This is a genomic window from Candidatus Poriferisodalis sp., assembly GCF_965203655.1.
Taxonomy (GTDB): Bacteria; Actinomycetota; Acidimicrobiia; order Acidimicrobiales; family Poriferisodalaceae; genus Poriferisodalis.
The window spans coordinates 604,178-619,190 of sequence record NZ_CBDBDD010000009.1 but is presented as its reverse complement, the minus strand read 5'-3'; the positions used below and the strand labels follow the sequence as shown (position 1 = coordinate 619,190).

Genomic DNA, 15,013 nt, shown 5'->3' with positions numbered 1-15,013 from the left:
TATTTCCCGCTCTTGTTCGCCGCGCTCACGGGCCGCTCGGGCCACGGCTTCGCCATTCGGCTCAGCCCCTAGGGAGCGTAGGAGAACACGATGTTCTCCATGCTGGCTTCGGCATTGGACTCGCCGCCGAGGTTGCGAACGACGACGAGCTTGTTGGAGCCGCAGTCGCCGAACGAATCGCAGGCGATGCGGCCGATGAGCCCCTCATAACCGCGCACGCTGTCGAGGTGCTCCCGAATGCCTGCCCGGTCGATGATGAGGGTGCCCTCGTCCACCCGCGATGCGGCCGCTATGGCGTCCAGCAGCAGTGTCGTGGCGTCGTAGGCATGCGCCCAGAACGGCGAGCCGGGCTTGTGGCCGTACAGGTCCTCGTATGCGGCCACGAAATCGTCAGCGGTCTTGCCGGTGCTCTGGTTCACATTGCCCGCAAAACGCCGGTCGGGACCCGTGAAGTACATGCCCTGAGATTGCGGCAGGGACAGGAAATTGAGGTTCAGCAGGCTGTCAGCCGCAACCAGCACGGTGTCTTCGAGGCCCGGCACTCCCGGTGCCTGGTTGGCCACGAAGTCGCCTGCCGGCTGGAAGATGGGCAAGAACAGCGCCTCGGGACGAGCTGCGGCGATCTCGGTGAGCACCGGCACCATGTCGCTGTCTTCCTTGTTGATGGCCGACAGGCGCGTGATCGTGCCGCCCTCCCGCTCGAACGCAGCGGCGAAGGCCCGGGCCAGGCCTTGGGTGAAGGGGTCGCCGTCGTGGATCGCCGCTGCAGTGCTCAAGCCCAGATCGTCATGCACGAACTTGGCCATCGCCGCGCCTTGGAATACGTCGTTGGTGACGGTGCGGTAGAAGCCCGGGCTGTAGTTCGGGCCCGGGTTGCCTTCCAGATCCGATGTGAGCGCGGGAGACGTAGCACCTCCGGAGATCATCACCATGCCGGCAGCCGTCACCAGCGGTGCCACGGCAATAGCTGCGCTCGAACACGACGTCCCGATGACTCCGACGACATCGGAGTCGGCGACGATGGCTTGGGCAGCAGCCTGTCCGCCGTCGCTCGAGCACAGGTCGTCGAGGCTCGCGCCGAGATCAACATCGAATCCGTTGATCTGGCCGTAGTCGTTCACCGCAATAGCGGTAGCGCGGTCGATCGCGAGGCCGACGATCGAATAGTCGCCGGTGATGGCTTCGAGCGAGCGGATCTGGATGGCATCGCCCTCTTGGACCTCCACGACGCCGAGCGAACTCTCGCCGGCCGCCGTGCCGGCAGAGCCGACGTTGAGATCAGCGTCTTGGCCCGCGTCCGCGCTGCACGCGGCGGCTGCGAATGCCATGGCAGTCACGACTGCGAGCAGAACCGTCAGCCGGGGCACCCGGAGTTTCGACATCGTTCTCATCGCGCGACCGCACTGTGGTGCACAAGGGCACCGACGAAAGAATCGGGACGTTCGGCGCTCATGAGCCTGCCGCGCTCCGGCCGAGGTACGCCTCGATGACCTGCGGGTCCACCGAGACATCGGCGTAGTCGCCCTCGGCGATCTTCACACCGTGATCCAGCACCACCACCCGGTCGGAGACTTCGCGCACCACTTCCATGTCGTGCTCGATCACCACGATGGCGAAGCCCCACTCATCGCGCAGCCGCCCGATCAGGCCCGTCAGTTCGGCCGACTCGGTGGGATTCATGCCGGCAACGGGCTCGTCGAGCAGGATCAACTTGGGCTGGGTGGCCATGGCGCGGGCGATCTCGAGCCGGCGGCGATTGGCGTAGGACAAGGTGTAGGCGGGCTGGTCGAAGCGGTAGCCGACGAGTCGGTGACCGAAGAACGACAGCACCTGCTTGCCCCGCTCGGTGATCTCGGCCTCTTCGTCGCGGAACGCCTTGGTGTACAGCAGCGCCCCGAACACGCTCTGGCGGGTGCGGCAGTGCTGGGACACCATGACGTTCTCGAGCACGGTCATGTTGGCGAAGAGGCGAACGTTCTGGAAGGTGCGGGCGATGCCCCGGGAGGTGACCCGGTTGGGGTCGAGACCGATCAGCGACTCGCCCTCGAAGCGGATGTCGCCCTCGCTGGCAGCCACCGTGGCGGTGATGGCGTTGAACAGCGTGGTCTTGCCGGCGCCGTTGGGACCGATGACCGACACGATCTCGCCCGGGTAGACCGCCATGTCCAGCCCGTCGAGGGCTTTCAGGCCGCCGAAGTCGACGCTGAGACTGCGGGCCTCGAGGATGGGCTCGGCGGCTGGGGCGTTCATGAGCGACCCTCGCTGCTCTCGACGTGCTCATCCTCGGTCTGGCCTCGCAGCCAGGCATCCTGGGCCAGCTCTTCCTGGTGCAGCTCTCGGGTGCGGCGCACGCTCGGGATCAGGCCCTCGGGCCGCGCCAGCATCATCCACACCAGCAGTGCGCCGTAGATCAGCAGCTTGAACTCGGAGAATTCGGCCAGCAAGCCCGGCTGCTTCGGCCCGCCGAGCACGCCGATCAGCACCGCCGAGCCGGCGATGACGCCGACGATGTTGCCCATGCCGCCGAAGATGACCACCACCAGGATCACGATCGACACCAGGATCAGGAAGCTGGCGGGGAACACCGAGCCGACCTTCGCCGAGAAGATCGCCCCGCTGAACGACCCGAGCACCGCACCCACGACAAACGCCAGCAGTTTGACGTTGACCGTGTTGATGCCCATGGCCTCGGCCACCGTCTCGTCCTCGCGCACCGCCATCCAGGCGCGGCCAATGCGCGACCGCTCCAAGCGCCACGAGACATAGATCGCGATCGCGCAGAACGCGAGCACGAGATAGAAGACGCTGCGCGGATCGGTTCCGGCCACCTCGGCCAATCCGAAGATCTCCGCACCCGGGATGTTGGTGATGCCCTGGGAGCCGCCGAACCAGCCCGACAGCCAGTCCGACAGGAACAGCAGGCGGATGATCTCGCCGAAGCCGAGCGTGACGATGGCCAGGTAGTCGCCGCGCATGCGGATGACCGGGGCGCCGATGAACAACCCCACCAGCCCGGTCAGGATCACGACGCCGATGAGGGCCACGAACCACGGCAGCTCGGGGTTGATGCGCGGCGATGCGGCAGCGGTGAGCACCGCCGCGCTGTAGCTGCCGACAGCAAAGAACGCGACGTAGCCCAGGTCGAGGATGCCGGCGAGGCCGACGACGATGTTCAGCCCCAGCGCCAGCAGCACGAACAGGCCCACGTTGGCCAGCAGCTCATTGGTGAGCTTGCCGGCGAACATCGGCAGGATGACGAGCACCGCGGCCGTGGCCAGGATCAGGCCCCCCTGCGCCCGGTTGCGGGCAGGGCCTTCGAGCGCATCGATGCGGACCTTGGCCCCCCTGATGCGGCCCCGGCCCACAAGCGCCAGCACGCCCGATCCGGCTGCGAGGGCGATCGCGCCGGTGATGGTGAGCCCACCGCGGGGGGCATAGAACCAGTCGATCAGCGCCTCGATGCCCATGCCCTCGGCCAAGTCGGTGGTCAGCGATTCGAGCACCGCAGCGCCGAACAGCGTGAGCGCCATGGTCCACAGCACGCGCCGCGCCAGCGGCGTCACCATCCGCAGCAGCCCGCCCACAGCGCCGACGGCCGCGCCGACGGCGAGCCAGATGACCACCGCAAACGCCGTGCCGCGGTTGAACGCCAGCAAGTCCGCCAGGATCGGGCTCCAGTTGACCAGGGGCTCGCGCAGGTCGAAGTTGGCGATGAGCACTGCCAGCAGCGACAGTCCCCCGCCGACGAGCGCACCGCATGCGGCCCCGCCGACAACCTCGTGGGCACCTGGACGGTGGAACGGCACGCCCTTGCGCCGGATCTGGTGGCCGACGCGGCTGCCTGCCGCCAGCGGCAGCACCACCAGCGAGAGGTAGCCCAGGCTGAGGACGCCCTCGATGATCGCCCGGCCGTCGAGCTTGACGGGCATGTTGGAAAGCGAGATGAAGATCTGCCCGAAGGCGCCGATGGCGCCCATGCGGGCGATGCGGCGCCAGTCCTGGGCGAACGGCGGGCGCGGCGGCGCGTCGGCGCTGGCAGAGCTCGGCTCGGGCGGCGCGGCGAGGCTCATGCCCGGTCCTCCGCAGGCAGCCGCTCGCCGAACAGGCCAGCCGGCTTCACCAGCAGCACGATGATCAGCATCGAGAACGCCACGGCGTCGCGCAGCTGCGACACCCCGCTCACGCCCAACGGCTCCAGGATCAGCAGCGGCCCGACCGACTCGGCCACGCCGATCGACAGCCCGCCCGCCATTGCACCGCCGAGGTGGCCGATGCCGCCCACCACCGCCGCGCTGAAGGCCTTGATGCCCGGCAGGAAACCGGTGGTGTGGATGACGCTGCGGAACAGGATTCCCCACAGGATCCCCGCCATGCCGGCCATGGCCCCGCCCACCGCGAACACCTTCACGATGGTGCGGTTCACGTTGATGCCCATGAGGGCCGCTATCTCGGCGTCCTCGGCCACCGCCCGCATCGCCTTGCCGGTCTTGGTGCGATCGACGTAGTACCACAGGGCTGCCATCGACAGCGCCGCCACAACGATCACCAGGATCTTGGCGCCCTCGATCTGCAAGAACGTGTGCTTGGCCTTCACCCAGTCCGGCACGTCGGGGTACGACTTGCTGGCCGGCCCCAGCAGCACCACCGACGCGTTCTGCAGGAAGAACGACACGCCGATCGAGGTGATCAACGGGATGAGCCGTGGCGAACCCCGCAGCGGCCGGTACGCGACCCGCTCCATGATCACCGCAGTCAGGGACGACACGATGATCGACACCACCACGATGAACACCAGCGAGCCGACGAAGTTCGACTCCCACAGGCCGGCGTCGGCCAGCTTGTTCGATGTGATCATGCCGGTCATGGCGCCCACCATGAACACCTCGCCGTGGGCGAAGTTGATGAACCCCAGCACGCCGTAGACCATCGAGTACCCGAGCGCGATCAGCCCGTACATCGATCCTTGGGCGATACCCGAGATCACCAAGCCGCGGAACTGCGCCCCGGTGAGGCCGGTGGCATCGGGGTTCGCCCAGCGGGCAAACGGGTTGTCGGGGTCGATCTCTTGGGCGATGAAGGCCAGCACGCCGACCGCGACCACAGCGATCACCGCCACCCGCAGGACCGTGAGAAACCAGTCGACTCTTGTACGGCGACTGCGTCGGCGGCCGGTGCGTGCCGCGCGCGAGACGCCCGCGTCAGGCCGGTTCATCCGAGCCCAGGTAGCGCGCGGCCACCCACGCCTCGCACGGGCGCAGTGCGACCGGACACGGTCCAACCGGGCCGCGCCGCGGGTCGCTGAGCGTCACCGCACGACACGATCAGGGGTACTCGAAGACTACGTTTGCCTTGCTCGTAGCGATGTCGTTCGGATCCTCATGATGGATGACGGTGATCCGCTGCGCGCCGCAGTCACCGAACTCATCGCAGCTGATGGACCCGATCAAGCCGCTGTAGTCGCTGACGCCGTTGAGATAGTCCCGAACGCCTTGACGGTCGATGACCAGCGTGTCGCCGTCCACGTAGGAGGCTGCCTCGACGGCTTCAAGCAGCAACGTGGTCGCATCGTACGAATGTGCCCAGAAAGCGGCTTCGGGTGCCCCGCCGTACAGGGTCTCGTACTCGGCCAAGAAATCGTCCGCGGTGCGGCCTGTGCTCTCGTTGGTGTTGTCGCCGAATCGCACGTCAGGACCCGAGAAGTACATCCCTGCTGTCTGCGACAGCTCCAAGAATCCGTCCGTGAGCAAGCCATCAGCCGCGAGCAGCACCACGTTCTCGAGTCCGGCGACGCCGGACGCCTGAGCGGCAACGTGATCGCCTGCAGGTTGGAAAATCGGGAAGAACAGCGCGTCCGGCCCGCCAGCCGCTATCTCGGTCAAGACAGGCACCATGTCGGTGTCCTCCTTGTTGACACCCGTGAATCCGGTGACGGTGCCGCCGAGTTCCTCATAGGCATCTGCGAATGCCTGGGCGAGGCCCTGTGTGTAGGGATCGCCATCGTGAATGGCAGCAGCGCTGGTCAAGCCCAGTTCCTCGTAGACGAACTCTGCCATGGCGGCGCCTTGGTAGAGATCGTTGTGAGCTGTCCGGTAGTAGCCGACGCTGTAGTTCTCGCCTGCTGTGCCTGCCAAGTCCGACGTCAGAGCAGGTGACGTATTCGACGGCGAGATCATCACCATGCCCGCATTGGTGATGAGCGGTGCCGCTGCGACGGCCGCTCCCGAGCAGGATGTCCCGATGACTCCCACGACGCTGTCATCGGCCACGATCGCCTGCGCCGCCGCCTGACCGCCGTCGGCCGAACACAAGTCGTCGAGGCCGGTTCCTATGTCAACTCCGAAACCGTGAATCGGGCCGAAGTGCTCGATGGCCAGCTCGACGCCACGCTGATTGGGCAGCCCCAAGAAAGCCACATCTCCCGTGATGGCGTTGAGCGAACGGATCTGGACCTCCTCGCCCTCATTGACCTCCACCACGCCAAGCGCGCCTGCTTCAGGCCGATCTTCACCGCATGCGGCAGCAACGAGCGACAACGCGACGAGCGCCGCAAAGAGTGTCAGCAGTTTCTTGTTCATGCGCATGTTCCTCCCTGAGTTGGCCCGACGAGGCCCCGCGAGATTCCTCGCGCGCCGTCACTCGCTGCCGCAGCCACCTGCATCGTGCACGAGCGCCAGCATGGTTCGCCAAGCTGTATGCGTCTTGCCCTGACCCTAGATGACGACTGCCACGGGAAGGTACCTATTGAGCGCACCTGTCGTACGAAGTTGGGGAGCGGGACGGGTGTCGCCGGAGGCGCTGTTCGCCGTGGGCGCCGTGTCGCAGTACCTGGGTGCTGCCACGGCATTCGAGCTGTTCGACGAGCTGGGGCCGGGCACGGTCGCACTGCTGCGGGTGGCCGGTGCCGGAGCGGTGGTGGTGCTGCTGCGCCGGTCGTGGCGGCGGCGCTGGTCATACACCGAACTGGCGTGGACGGCAGCATTCGGGGCGGCGCTGGCGTCAATGAACCTGTTCTTCTACCTGGCGATCGAGCGGGTGCCGTTGGGGAACTCGGTGGCGATCGAGTTCATCGGGCCGATTGCCGTGGCGGCATTCGGCACCCGAACGCTGCGGTCGGGCGGGGCGCTGGCGCTGGCCGTCGGCGGGGTGGTGGCATTGGCGGGATTCGCGCCGCCCGAGGCCCAGCTCGGGGCGCTGTTCTCGTTGATTGCCGGAGCGCTGTGGGCCGGATACATCGTGCTCGGGCATCGGGTGGCCCGTGCCGGGATGGCAGTGGACGGGCTCGGCGTGGGCATGCTCATCGGTGCCCTGGTGATCAGCCCGGTGGGCATCGCCGACGGTGCCGGTGGCGCCGGCGGGCTGGGCGCCGCGGTGGGCGCGCCGCTGCTGCTGGCAGGCGGCGTGGCGGCGGGCGTGCTGTCAAACGTCATCCCCTACGGCATCGACCAGCTCGTGATGCAGCGGCTGGCACGGGCGAGATTCGCCCTGCTGCAGGCGCTGCTGCCGGTCACTGCGACGCTGATAGGGCTCGTGTGGCTGTCGCAGGTGCCCAGTGTGCGTGAGGTCGCGGGCATCGTGGCGGTGATTGCGGCGATCGTGATCAACCGGGAGTCGGACCCGGCGCCGAGCGATGTCGTGCCCTGAGCGGCTGGGCGCCAACGGCCCGTCGCTAGAAGAGCGGGCTGCGCCAGGTGGTCGCGGCCGCCAGTGCTCCGGCGAACCCCGCTGCGGCGATGAGCGCCAGCAGCCCCCAGATCATGACCGGCGATCGCCGCATCCGCGTGTCGATGGGCTCATTCGAGAGCCGCTCCGCCAGCGTGGGCGGGTGACGGCGCCGGCTGGTGTCGCCGATCGCAAAGCCCGCCAGCACGCCCGCTGCCAGACCGCCGAGGTGACCGCCGATCGAAATGTTGGGAACGAGGAACGAGAAGACCACGTTGATGAGGATCAGGGTGCCGAGCCCGTCTCGCCACGGGTTGCCGCCCCGCAGGTACTCCACGACATAGGCCGCGCCCATGACGCCGTATACCGCCCCTGATGCCCCGACAGCTGCCACATCAGGGCGGTGCAGCAGCGCACCCGCCGAACCGCCCAGCAGGGAAACGACATACGTGCCCGCCAGCAGGGCGGGACCGACCGTGTGCTCCAGCCTGCGACCGAGCAGGTACAGGATCAGCATGTTGAAGATCAAGTGACGCAGATCGGCGTGCAAGAAGGTGCCGGTCGCGACGCGCCACCACTCCCCCCACTCGGCGATGTAGGGACCGAACGTGCTGTAGCCCTCAAGGGCCGAGTCGCTCAGGGAACGGCGGGTGAGCGACAGCACCCGCACGAAGTCGTGAGTCAGGAAGAAGATCGCCACCGAGACAGCAGCGAGCGCGACGGTCGCCAGCGGCTGCCCGCCCCGCCGAACGCCAAGTCCACGCACGGCCCTGAACCCTACGAGTTGTGTACATGCCGGCCGCAGCAGCGTTCCGTCTGGGCGCGCGCATTCGGGCACCTGTAACCCGCTGTAGTTTCAAGCCCTCTTGCAAACGCTCGAGCATGTGCAGTCGCAGCGACGTAGCATTTGCCGGTTTAGCTGTCCCCACATCTGTCAGGGACGTTTCAGAAAGCTTGGTTGCTATGTCGACACTGCAGGATGTGATGGCGCAGTTGCGGCTCGCCGGAACGGCGCAGAATCGCAAGGTGTATGCCCGCCATGGTGCCGCCGAGCCGATGTTCGGTGTCAGCTACAAGGACTTGGGCGTTATCGCCAAGCCGCTCAAGACCGATCATGCGCTCGCGGCAGACTTGTGGATCTCAGCCAATCACGACGCTCGGGTGCTGGCGCTGCGTGTCGCCGATGCGTCCGCCATGACCAAGACACAGGCTCGACGATGGCTTCGTGATGTCGACAACTACATCCTCGCCGAGGCGTTGGGAGGGCTGCTGTCACAGGCGCCACATGCACGCGCGCTCAGCGACGAGTGGCGAGATTCGCCCAAGGAGTGGCCTGCGTCGGTGGGCTGGTTCATCGTGGCCTGTACCGCCGAGCAGGCTGACATCTGGTCCGCCAGTGAATTGCGTGGCCTGGTGAGGCAGATCGACGCAGAGATCGCCGAGCGGCCGAATCGGGTGCGTCACGAGATGAACGGCGTGCTCATCGCGATCGCGTTGCGGGACGAGAACCTCCGACGCTCGGTGCTCGAGCTGGACGCCCGCATCGGGCCCGTACAGGTCGACCACGGCGAGACGGGCTGCAAGACGCCTGCCATCGCGCCCTACATCGATCGCACGCTGGAACATCGAAGAAAGATGGCGGCACGCCGAGCCGCCAAGGCAGCAGCCAAAGCGGCTGCGAAGCCCGGCGCTTAGCCCTCGCCGTCCTCGCTGCCACCGTTCTCGCCGCCGCCGGGGCTGTCGAGGAGCCGGCGGGCGACAATCCGGGCAGCGTCGAGATCATCCACGAACTGATCGACGGGCACACTGCGAAGCACGTTCAGCTCCCTGACGTTCGTCGCTTGTGAGCCTTCCAGACCCATCACGATGCACTTGGTGCCGGAGTCGACGGCGACATCGACGAGCTGGCCGACCATGTACGCAGCGCTGTCGTCCATATAGCGCGTGTCGGTGAAGTCGAAGATCACCACCTCATGCTCTTCCACATCGTGGTTGATCGTGTTGAACAGCTTGATCGACGAGGCCGCCGTGTACGTGCCTCGCAACGACAGCAGGCCGGTGCGGGCTGCGAACGGGTCGGGGCCGTCGAGGTCGAAGCTGGGCACCGCGGGGGCTGCAGCCTCGTCGGTGGCATCGGGGTCTGGCACGTTCAGGAACGTCATGTCGAGCAGCGGGGTCGAGACCACGTTGTCGAGCTCAAGACGCTCGAATTGCCGGGAGGCAGTCATTGCGGCCGCAAGCAGGCCGGCGCCGACTGCCAGGAGAAGATCGGACACGATCGACAGGCCCAAGGTGAGGCCCATGACGGCGTATTGGTCGAATTGCGTTCGCCGCACCCGCACCACGTATTGCCAGTCGATGATGTCGAAGCCGATCTTGATGAGGATGCCGGCGAGCACCGGATGCGGGATGACCTCGGCGAACCGCCCCAACCCGAGCACCAGCGCACCCAGCACCACGGCGCACAGCGCTCCGGACACCCGCGAGCGGCCACCCGCCTTGACGTTTGCAACGGTGGCCGACGTGGCCCCCGCACCGGGCACGGCCCCGATGAACGCTGACAGGAAGTTGGCGGTGCCGACGCCGATCAGCTCGCGATTGGGGTGATGCGAATCGCGGGTCATCGAGTCGGCGACTCTCGCCGTCAGCAGGCTGTTGATCGAGCCGAGCAGGGCAAGCGTGATGGCAGGGGGCAAGGCACCGCCGATGCCGGCCCAGTCGAAGCTCGGCACCACCAAGTCGGGCAGGCCGGACGGCACATCGCCGATCACCGCGACATCGTCGATCCACAGCACGCTGACCACCGTGGCAATCAGAAGGGCAGCCACCGAAGAGGGCAGGAACCGCCCCAATGACCGTGGCCAGAACAAGCAGATCACGATTGCCAAGGCGCCGAGCGCGGCCGCGCTGGCGTCGATGTTCCCGACGGCATCCGGCAGCGCGCTGATCGAGGCCGCCACGCCGCCGAGCGCTACCTCGTGTCCGAGCAGCGGGATGAGCTGCACCACGATGATGATCACACCGACAGCCGACGTGAACCCCGAGACGACGGGGTAGGGCGTGTAGGCCACGAAGCTGCCCAGTCGCAGCGCACCCAGCACGATCTGCAGGGCTCCCGCCAGCACCATGATGGCCAGCGCCTTGTTGATGTCGCCCCCGGCGTAATCGACCACCACCACCGACATCGCCACCGACAGCGGCGCTGTCGGTCCCGAGATCTGTGTCTTGGTGCCGCCTCCGAGCGCGGTGAGCAATCCGACGGCGACGGCGCCGTAGAGCCCGGCAATGGCGCCGAGGCCCGAAGCCACGCCGAACGCCAGCGAGAGCGGCAGCATCACCACCGCTGCAGTGAGACCTCCGAAGACGTCCCCGCGCAGCTGTTCTGCGCTGTAGTTCAGCGTCGGCGTCTTCAGCGTTGGCATGTCAACGCCGAGTCAGGCCGACCGCTCGGCTACTGGCCGAGGAAGGTGTTCAGCGCCTCCAGCACGGTGGCTTTGTCGGGATCCACGAAGACATGGGTGGCACCCGAGCTGTAGATCGAGTCGCCGATGCGTACGAGGACTCCGTAGCGGTTGACGGGAAGCCCCTGGAAGGTGGCCGTGTAGTCGGTGCCGAACGACTCGTCGCCCAGAGCGGGGTCTTCGCCTTCGACGAACGCACCCACCGCGCCAGTCGACGGCTCGGGGAACTCGCCGCAGGCAACGATCTCGACGCGGTAGTTGTTGAAGGCTTGCGAAGCTACGTCAGCCGATTCGAATCGGGAGATGGAGACATCGAGGAACGGTCCCGTGAGCGGATCGGCTGCCCAGACCGATTCGGAGTACGCCACCGGCACGATCCCGCCGTAGGCCGGAGTGCCGGGACAGGTTTCGGCTCGCGGAATGTTGGTGGCGGTCTGCAGGGTGTCAAAGCCCTCGGGTGTCTGGCCTTCGAGCAGGGTGCCTTCCACCGCTGGGGGCAGCGCGCCGGCCTCCGGTGCGGCAGCTTCGGTGGTCGGCGGCGGCGGCGCCTCTGTCGTCGTGGGCGGCGGGGCCGCTGTGGTGGGCGGCGGCGCTTCGGTTGTCGTGGGCGGCGGCGCCTCGGTGGTGGTGGGTGGCGGGGCCTCCGTCGTGGCAACGGTGGTGGGCGCAGCGGTGGTCGGTGCCGCCGCTTCAGTGGCGGGAGGCGGATCGTCGCCGCCGCATGCAGCGACCAAGAACACGATTGCGAGTGAGAGAGCCAGGATCTTTCGCATTCCCGCAGCGTAGGCCGTCAAACTTGCTCAGGCGTGCAGACAGGGCGCAACGTCGGCTGCGCCCGGGAGATATCTGCATCACCGAAGTAGGGTCGTGCCGGCCGTTGGCGAACGAGGTACCTCGGCATCGCAACGTGCCGACACGAGAACGACAGGAGTGCACTGTGAAGTTCGGCATGACACTGGCAAACACGGGTCCGCAGGTGGACGGCGGGACTGCCATCGCGTATGCACAGGAAGCCGAGGCGGCAGGCTTCGAGTCGCTCTGGACTGTCGAGCATGTGGTGGTGCCGGAGGGCTACCAGACGCCATACCCGTACGCCGAAGACGGCAAGATGCCCGGCAAGCGGGACGACATCGACATTCCCGATCCGCTGATGTGGATGGCCTTCGTGGCGTCGGTGACCTCCGAGATCAAGCTGGGCACCGGCATCCTCATCGTCCCGCAGCGCAATTTCGCCGTCACGGCAAAAGCGGTTGCCACGCTCGACCGCCTCTCGGGCGGCCGGGTACTGCTGGGCATCGGCGCCGGATGGATGGAGGAGGAATTCGACGCGCTGGGCGTGTCGTTTGCCGACCGCGGCGACATCACCGATGAGCACCTCGAGGCCTACCAGTCGCTGTGGCGCGACGAGGTCTGCTCCTATATGGGCGAGCACGTCTCGTTTGACCGGGTCTATTGCCGACCGCAACCTGTCGGTCCGGTGCCGATCATCGTGGGCGGCGACAGCAAGCGCGCCGCTCGCCGCGCAGGCGAGCACGGAGATGGATTCTTCCCCGTGTCTGGCGATCTCGAAGAGATGGCGATGCTGTACCAGCACGCCAAGCATTGCGCCGAGAAGACGGGACGAGACCCCGAGAAGATCGAATTCACGACTATGGGACCGGCGACGCCGGAGTGGATCGAGCAGGTTGCCGCCATCGGCGTGAGTCGGCTGGTGGTAAACCCGATGTCCCGATCCAAGTTCGACGATTTCAGCCGGGACATCATCACGGCGTACGCCGACGCCTAGGGGCCGCATGCTCGACTCGCTGTTCGAGTTCATCGAGGCGTCACCGTCACCGTTTCACGCGGCTGCTTCGGCCGTCGAGCGACTGATCGCCGCTGGCTGCATCGAGACCGGCCGCAGCGCATCGTGGAACGGACTCGATGCTGCGCAGGGCCTCGTGGTGCGCGATGGCGGCACCGTGGTGGCCGTACGGGCTGGCGCTGGGGTCGACCCTGAGCGGTTGCGCTTCAGCGTGATAGGCGCACACACCGACAGTCCCAACTTACGGATCAGACCCCAGCCCGACAGCGGCACGCTCGGCTATCGCCAGCTCGGGGTGGAGATCTACGGCGGTGTGCTGCTCAACTCCTGGCTCGACCGCGACCTCGGACTGTCGGGCCGGGTCACGGTTGCCACCGAGGTTGGCGACGGCCCACAGACGGTGCTGTGGCGGTGCGACCGGGCGCTGCTGCGCGTCCCGCAGCTGGCGATCCACCTCGATCGGGACGTGAACGACGGGCTGAAGCTGGATCGCCAGCAGCACATGACCCCGGTGTGGGGGCTGGGCGAGCCGAGCGCCGATGGATTCCGTGAGTTTCTGGCAGCGGAGCTCGACGTGGAGCCCGACGCCGTGCTGGCGTGGGATGTCATGGCACACGACCTCACCCCGCCGACCCGACTCGGACGCGACGGCGAGATGTACGCAGCCGGTCGCATCGACAACCTCGCTTCGTGTCATGCAGCCGTCGAGGCCCTGGCCGGGCTGGATGCCGTGCCCACCGACACTGCAGCGGTCGTCGTGCTGTTCGACCACGAGGAGATCGGCAGCGACTCCGCCACCGGCGCCGGCAGCCCGATCCTCGCCGATGCCCTCGAGCGCATCGCCCACTGCCTCGGCGCCAGCCGTGAGCAGTACTTGCGGGCGGTGGCCCGCTCGCTGTGCGTTTCAGCCGACGGCGCCCACGCGGTACATCCGAACTACCCCGAACGCCACGAGCCCCAGCACCTGCCGCGGCTGAACGGCGGCCCGGTCATCAAGACCAACGTCAACGTGCGCTACGCCACCGATGCGCGCACCCACGCCCGCTTCGCGGCGGCGTGCGACGCGGCCGGCGTGCCGCATCAGATCTACTCCCATCGGGGGAACCTGCCGTGCGGCTCGACCATCGGGCCCATCACGGCCTCCCGGCTCGGCATGAGCGTCGTCGACGTGGGCTCACCCCAGCTGTCGATGCACTCTGCCCGCGAGCTCGGCGGCAGCGATGACGCCGCCATGCTCACGGCCGCACTCGGCGCCTTCCTCGCTGCGCGCTAGCGCCGCTCGCGCGCGTGGGGGATTCCCTCTGAATGCGGCTCCACAGCTCAGGCGTGGTGCAGGTGGTCGTCGAGGTGCGAGCAGTCGTTGAACCGGCGCAATACCCAGTCGCCGTCGCATCGCACCACCTGGGTGATCGAGCAGTTGTCGGATCCGCCGAAGGAGAACGGTGTGGACCCGGTGATGTGCGCCAGCACCGCGCCGATGACGCCGCCGTGCACGCATGCTGCCACGAGCTGGTCAGGATGTGCGTCGGCGATGCGCCCGAGGGCGGCCATGCACCGGCCGATGAGCTGCTCGTTCGACTCGGCACCGGGGATGACATCCCAGCGCCGCTCGATGTGCAGGCGCTCGTACAGCGGGTGATTGTCGGCGGCGTACTGGCGGATCCGCCCCCCGTCCCACTCGCCCAGGGCGACCTCGCGCAGATCGTGCTCGATCGTCGGGATCATGCCCAGCCGTTCGGCAAGCGGCGCGAACGTCTGCTGGGTGCGCTGCAGCGACGATACGTACAGCGCGTCGATCGGCTCGTGCGCCAGCCGGTTCGCCATCGCCGCAGCCTGGTCGTGCCCCTTCGGGGCCAGCGCCGGGTCGCCTTGCTCGCCGAGCATGGGGAACGGCTCGCCCGGAATGAAGGCTTGGGACGCGCCGTGGCGCACCAGCAGCACCTCGGTTGCGCCCGGCGGCCGGATCCACCGCTGCTGCTCAAACTGGCGGACTTCGGTATCGGACGGCGCGAGGTCGTAATTGTCGTAAATCTCGCCGCTTGAAGCCGGTGTCTCTGCGCGTGTCACGCCGGCAAGCTAACGCCTGCTC

General features: G+C 67.3%; 13 protein-coding genes. 4 read left to right on the top strand and 9 right to left on the bottom strand.

From position 1 onward, the window contains the following. Positions 1–68: 68 nt before the first annotated feature. The 5 genes from ACOGW9_RS14200 to ACOGW9_RS14180 form a co-directional block, all read right to left on the bottom strand. The gene (locus ACOGW9_RS14200) at positions 69–1,382 is read right to left on the bottom strand and encodes a branched-chain amino acid ABC transporter substrate-binding protein (RefSeq protein WP_419912353.1); all 1,314 of its coding nucleotides are present in this window, start codon (positions 1,380–1,382) and stop codon (positions 69–71) included. Positions 1,383–1,449: 67 nt separating this feature from the next. Further along, a complete protein-coding gene (locus ACOGW9_RS14195) occupies positions 1,450–2,250 on the bottom strand; it encodes an ABC transporter ATP-binding protein (protein ID WP_419912351.1) in 801 nt (266 codons plus the stop codon). Further along, a complete protein-coding gene (locus ACOGW9_RS14190; RefSeq protein WP_419912349.1) occupies positions 2,247–4,070 on the bottom strand; it encodes a branched-chain amino acid ABC transporter permease in 1,824 nt (607 codons plus the stop codon). Before ACOGW9_RS14190 ends, ACOGW9_RS14195 begins: the two co-directional genes overlap by 4 nt. Next, positions 4,067–5,212, bottom strand: a complete 1,146-nt coding sequence (locus tag ACOGW9_RS14185; protein WP_419912347.1) for a branched-chain amino acid ABC transporter permease — start codon at positions 5,210–5,212, stop codon at positions 4,067–4,069. The genes ACOGW9_RS14190 and ACOGW9_RS14185 overlap by 4 nt, the downstream gene beginning before the upstream one ends. 109 nt (positions 5,213–5,321) lie before the next feature. Continuing rightward, positions 5,322–6,575, bottom strand: a complete 1,254-nt coding sequence (locus ACOGW9_RS14180; protein WP_419912345.1) for a branched-chain amino acid ABC transporter substrate-binding protein — start codon at positions 6,573–6,575, stop codon at positions 5,322–5,324. A 139-nt stretch (positions 6,576–6,714) separates the two neighbouring features. Here ACOGW9_RS14180 and ACOGW9_RS14175 point away from each other — a divergent pair, with 139 nt between their 5' ends. Next, positions 6,715–7,641 carry an EamA family transporter gene (locus ACOGW9_RS14175; RefSeq protein ID WP_419912343.1) on the top strand — a complete coding sequence of 309 codons (927 nt, stop codon included), beginning with the start codon at positions 6,715–6,717 and terminating at the stop codon, positions 7,639–7,641. Positions 7,642–7,666: 25 nt separating this feature from the next. Here ACOGW9_RS14175 and ACOGW9_RS14170 read toward each other — a convergent pair whose 3' ends face one another. After that, positions 7,667–8,425 (bottom strand): rhomboid family intramembrane serine protease, encoded by a 759-nt coding sequence (locus ACOGW9_RS14170; RefSeq protein ID WP_419912341.1) that lies wholly within the window; start codon positions 8,423–8,425, stop codon positions 7,667–7,669. A gap of 197 nt (positions 8,426–8,622) precedes the next feature. Between ACOGW9_RS14170 and ACOGW9_RS14165 the strand changes: the two genes are divergently transcribed. Then, positions 8,623–9,354 (top strand): DNA alkylation repair protein, encoded by a 732-nt coding sequence (locus tag ACOGW9_RS14165; protein WP_419912339.1) that lies wholly within the window; start codon positions 8,623–8,625, stop codon positions 9,352–9,354. Here the strand turns inward: ACOGW9_RS14165 and ACOGW9_RS14160 are convergent. Continuing rightward, positions 9,351–11,081: a SulP family inorganic anion transporter gene (locus ACOGW9_RS14160; protein WP_419912337.1), complete on the bottom strand. Its 1,731-nt coding sequence runs from the start codon at positions 11,079–11,081 to the stop codon at positions 9,351–9,353. The genes ACOGW9_RS14165 and ACOGW9_RS14160 overlap by 4 nt on opposite strands. A gap of 29 nt (positions 11,082–11,110) precedes the next feature. Beyond that, positions 11,111–11,893 (bottom strand): hypothetical protein, encoded by a 783-nt coding sequence (locus tag ACOGW9_RS14155; protein WP_419912335.1) that lies wholly within the window; start codon positions 11,891–11,893, stop codon positions 11,111–11,113. A 164-nt stretch (positions 11,894–12,057) separates the two neighbouring features. Between ACOGW9_RS14155 and ACOGW9_RS14150 the strand changes: the two genes are divergently transcribed. Together ACOGW9_RS14150 and ACOGW9_RS14145 are read left to right on the top strand one after the other, a co-directional pair. Next, a complete protein-coding gene (locus ACOGW9_RS14150) occupies positions 12,058–12,906 on the top strand; it encodes an LLM class F420-dependent oxidoreductase (RefSeq protein ID WP_419912333.1) in 849 nt (282 codons plus the stop codon). Between the two features lie 7 nt (positions 12,907–12,913). Next, positions 12,914–14,197, top strand: coding sequence for a M18 family aminopeptidase (locus ACOGW9_RS14145; RefSeq protein ID WP_419912331.1), 1,284 nt, complete (start codon positions 12,914–12,916; stop codon positions 14,195–14,197). A 47-nt stretch (positions 14,198–14,244) separates the two neighbouring features. On the opposite strand, the gene ACOGW9_RS14140 is transcribed toward ACOGW9_RS14145, so the two are convergent. Beyond that, on the bottom strand, positions 14,245–14,955 hold the full coding sequence (locus ACOGW9_RS14140; RefSeq protein ID WP_419913091.1) for a histidine phosphatase family protein: 711 nt from the start codon (positions 14,953–14,955) through the stop codon (positions 14,245–14,247). Between the last annotated feature and the right edge of the window lie 58 nt (positions 14,956–15,013).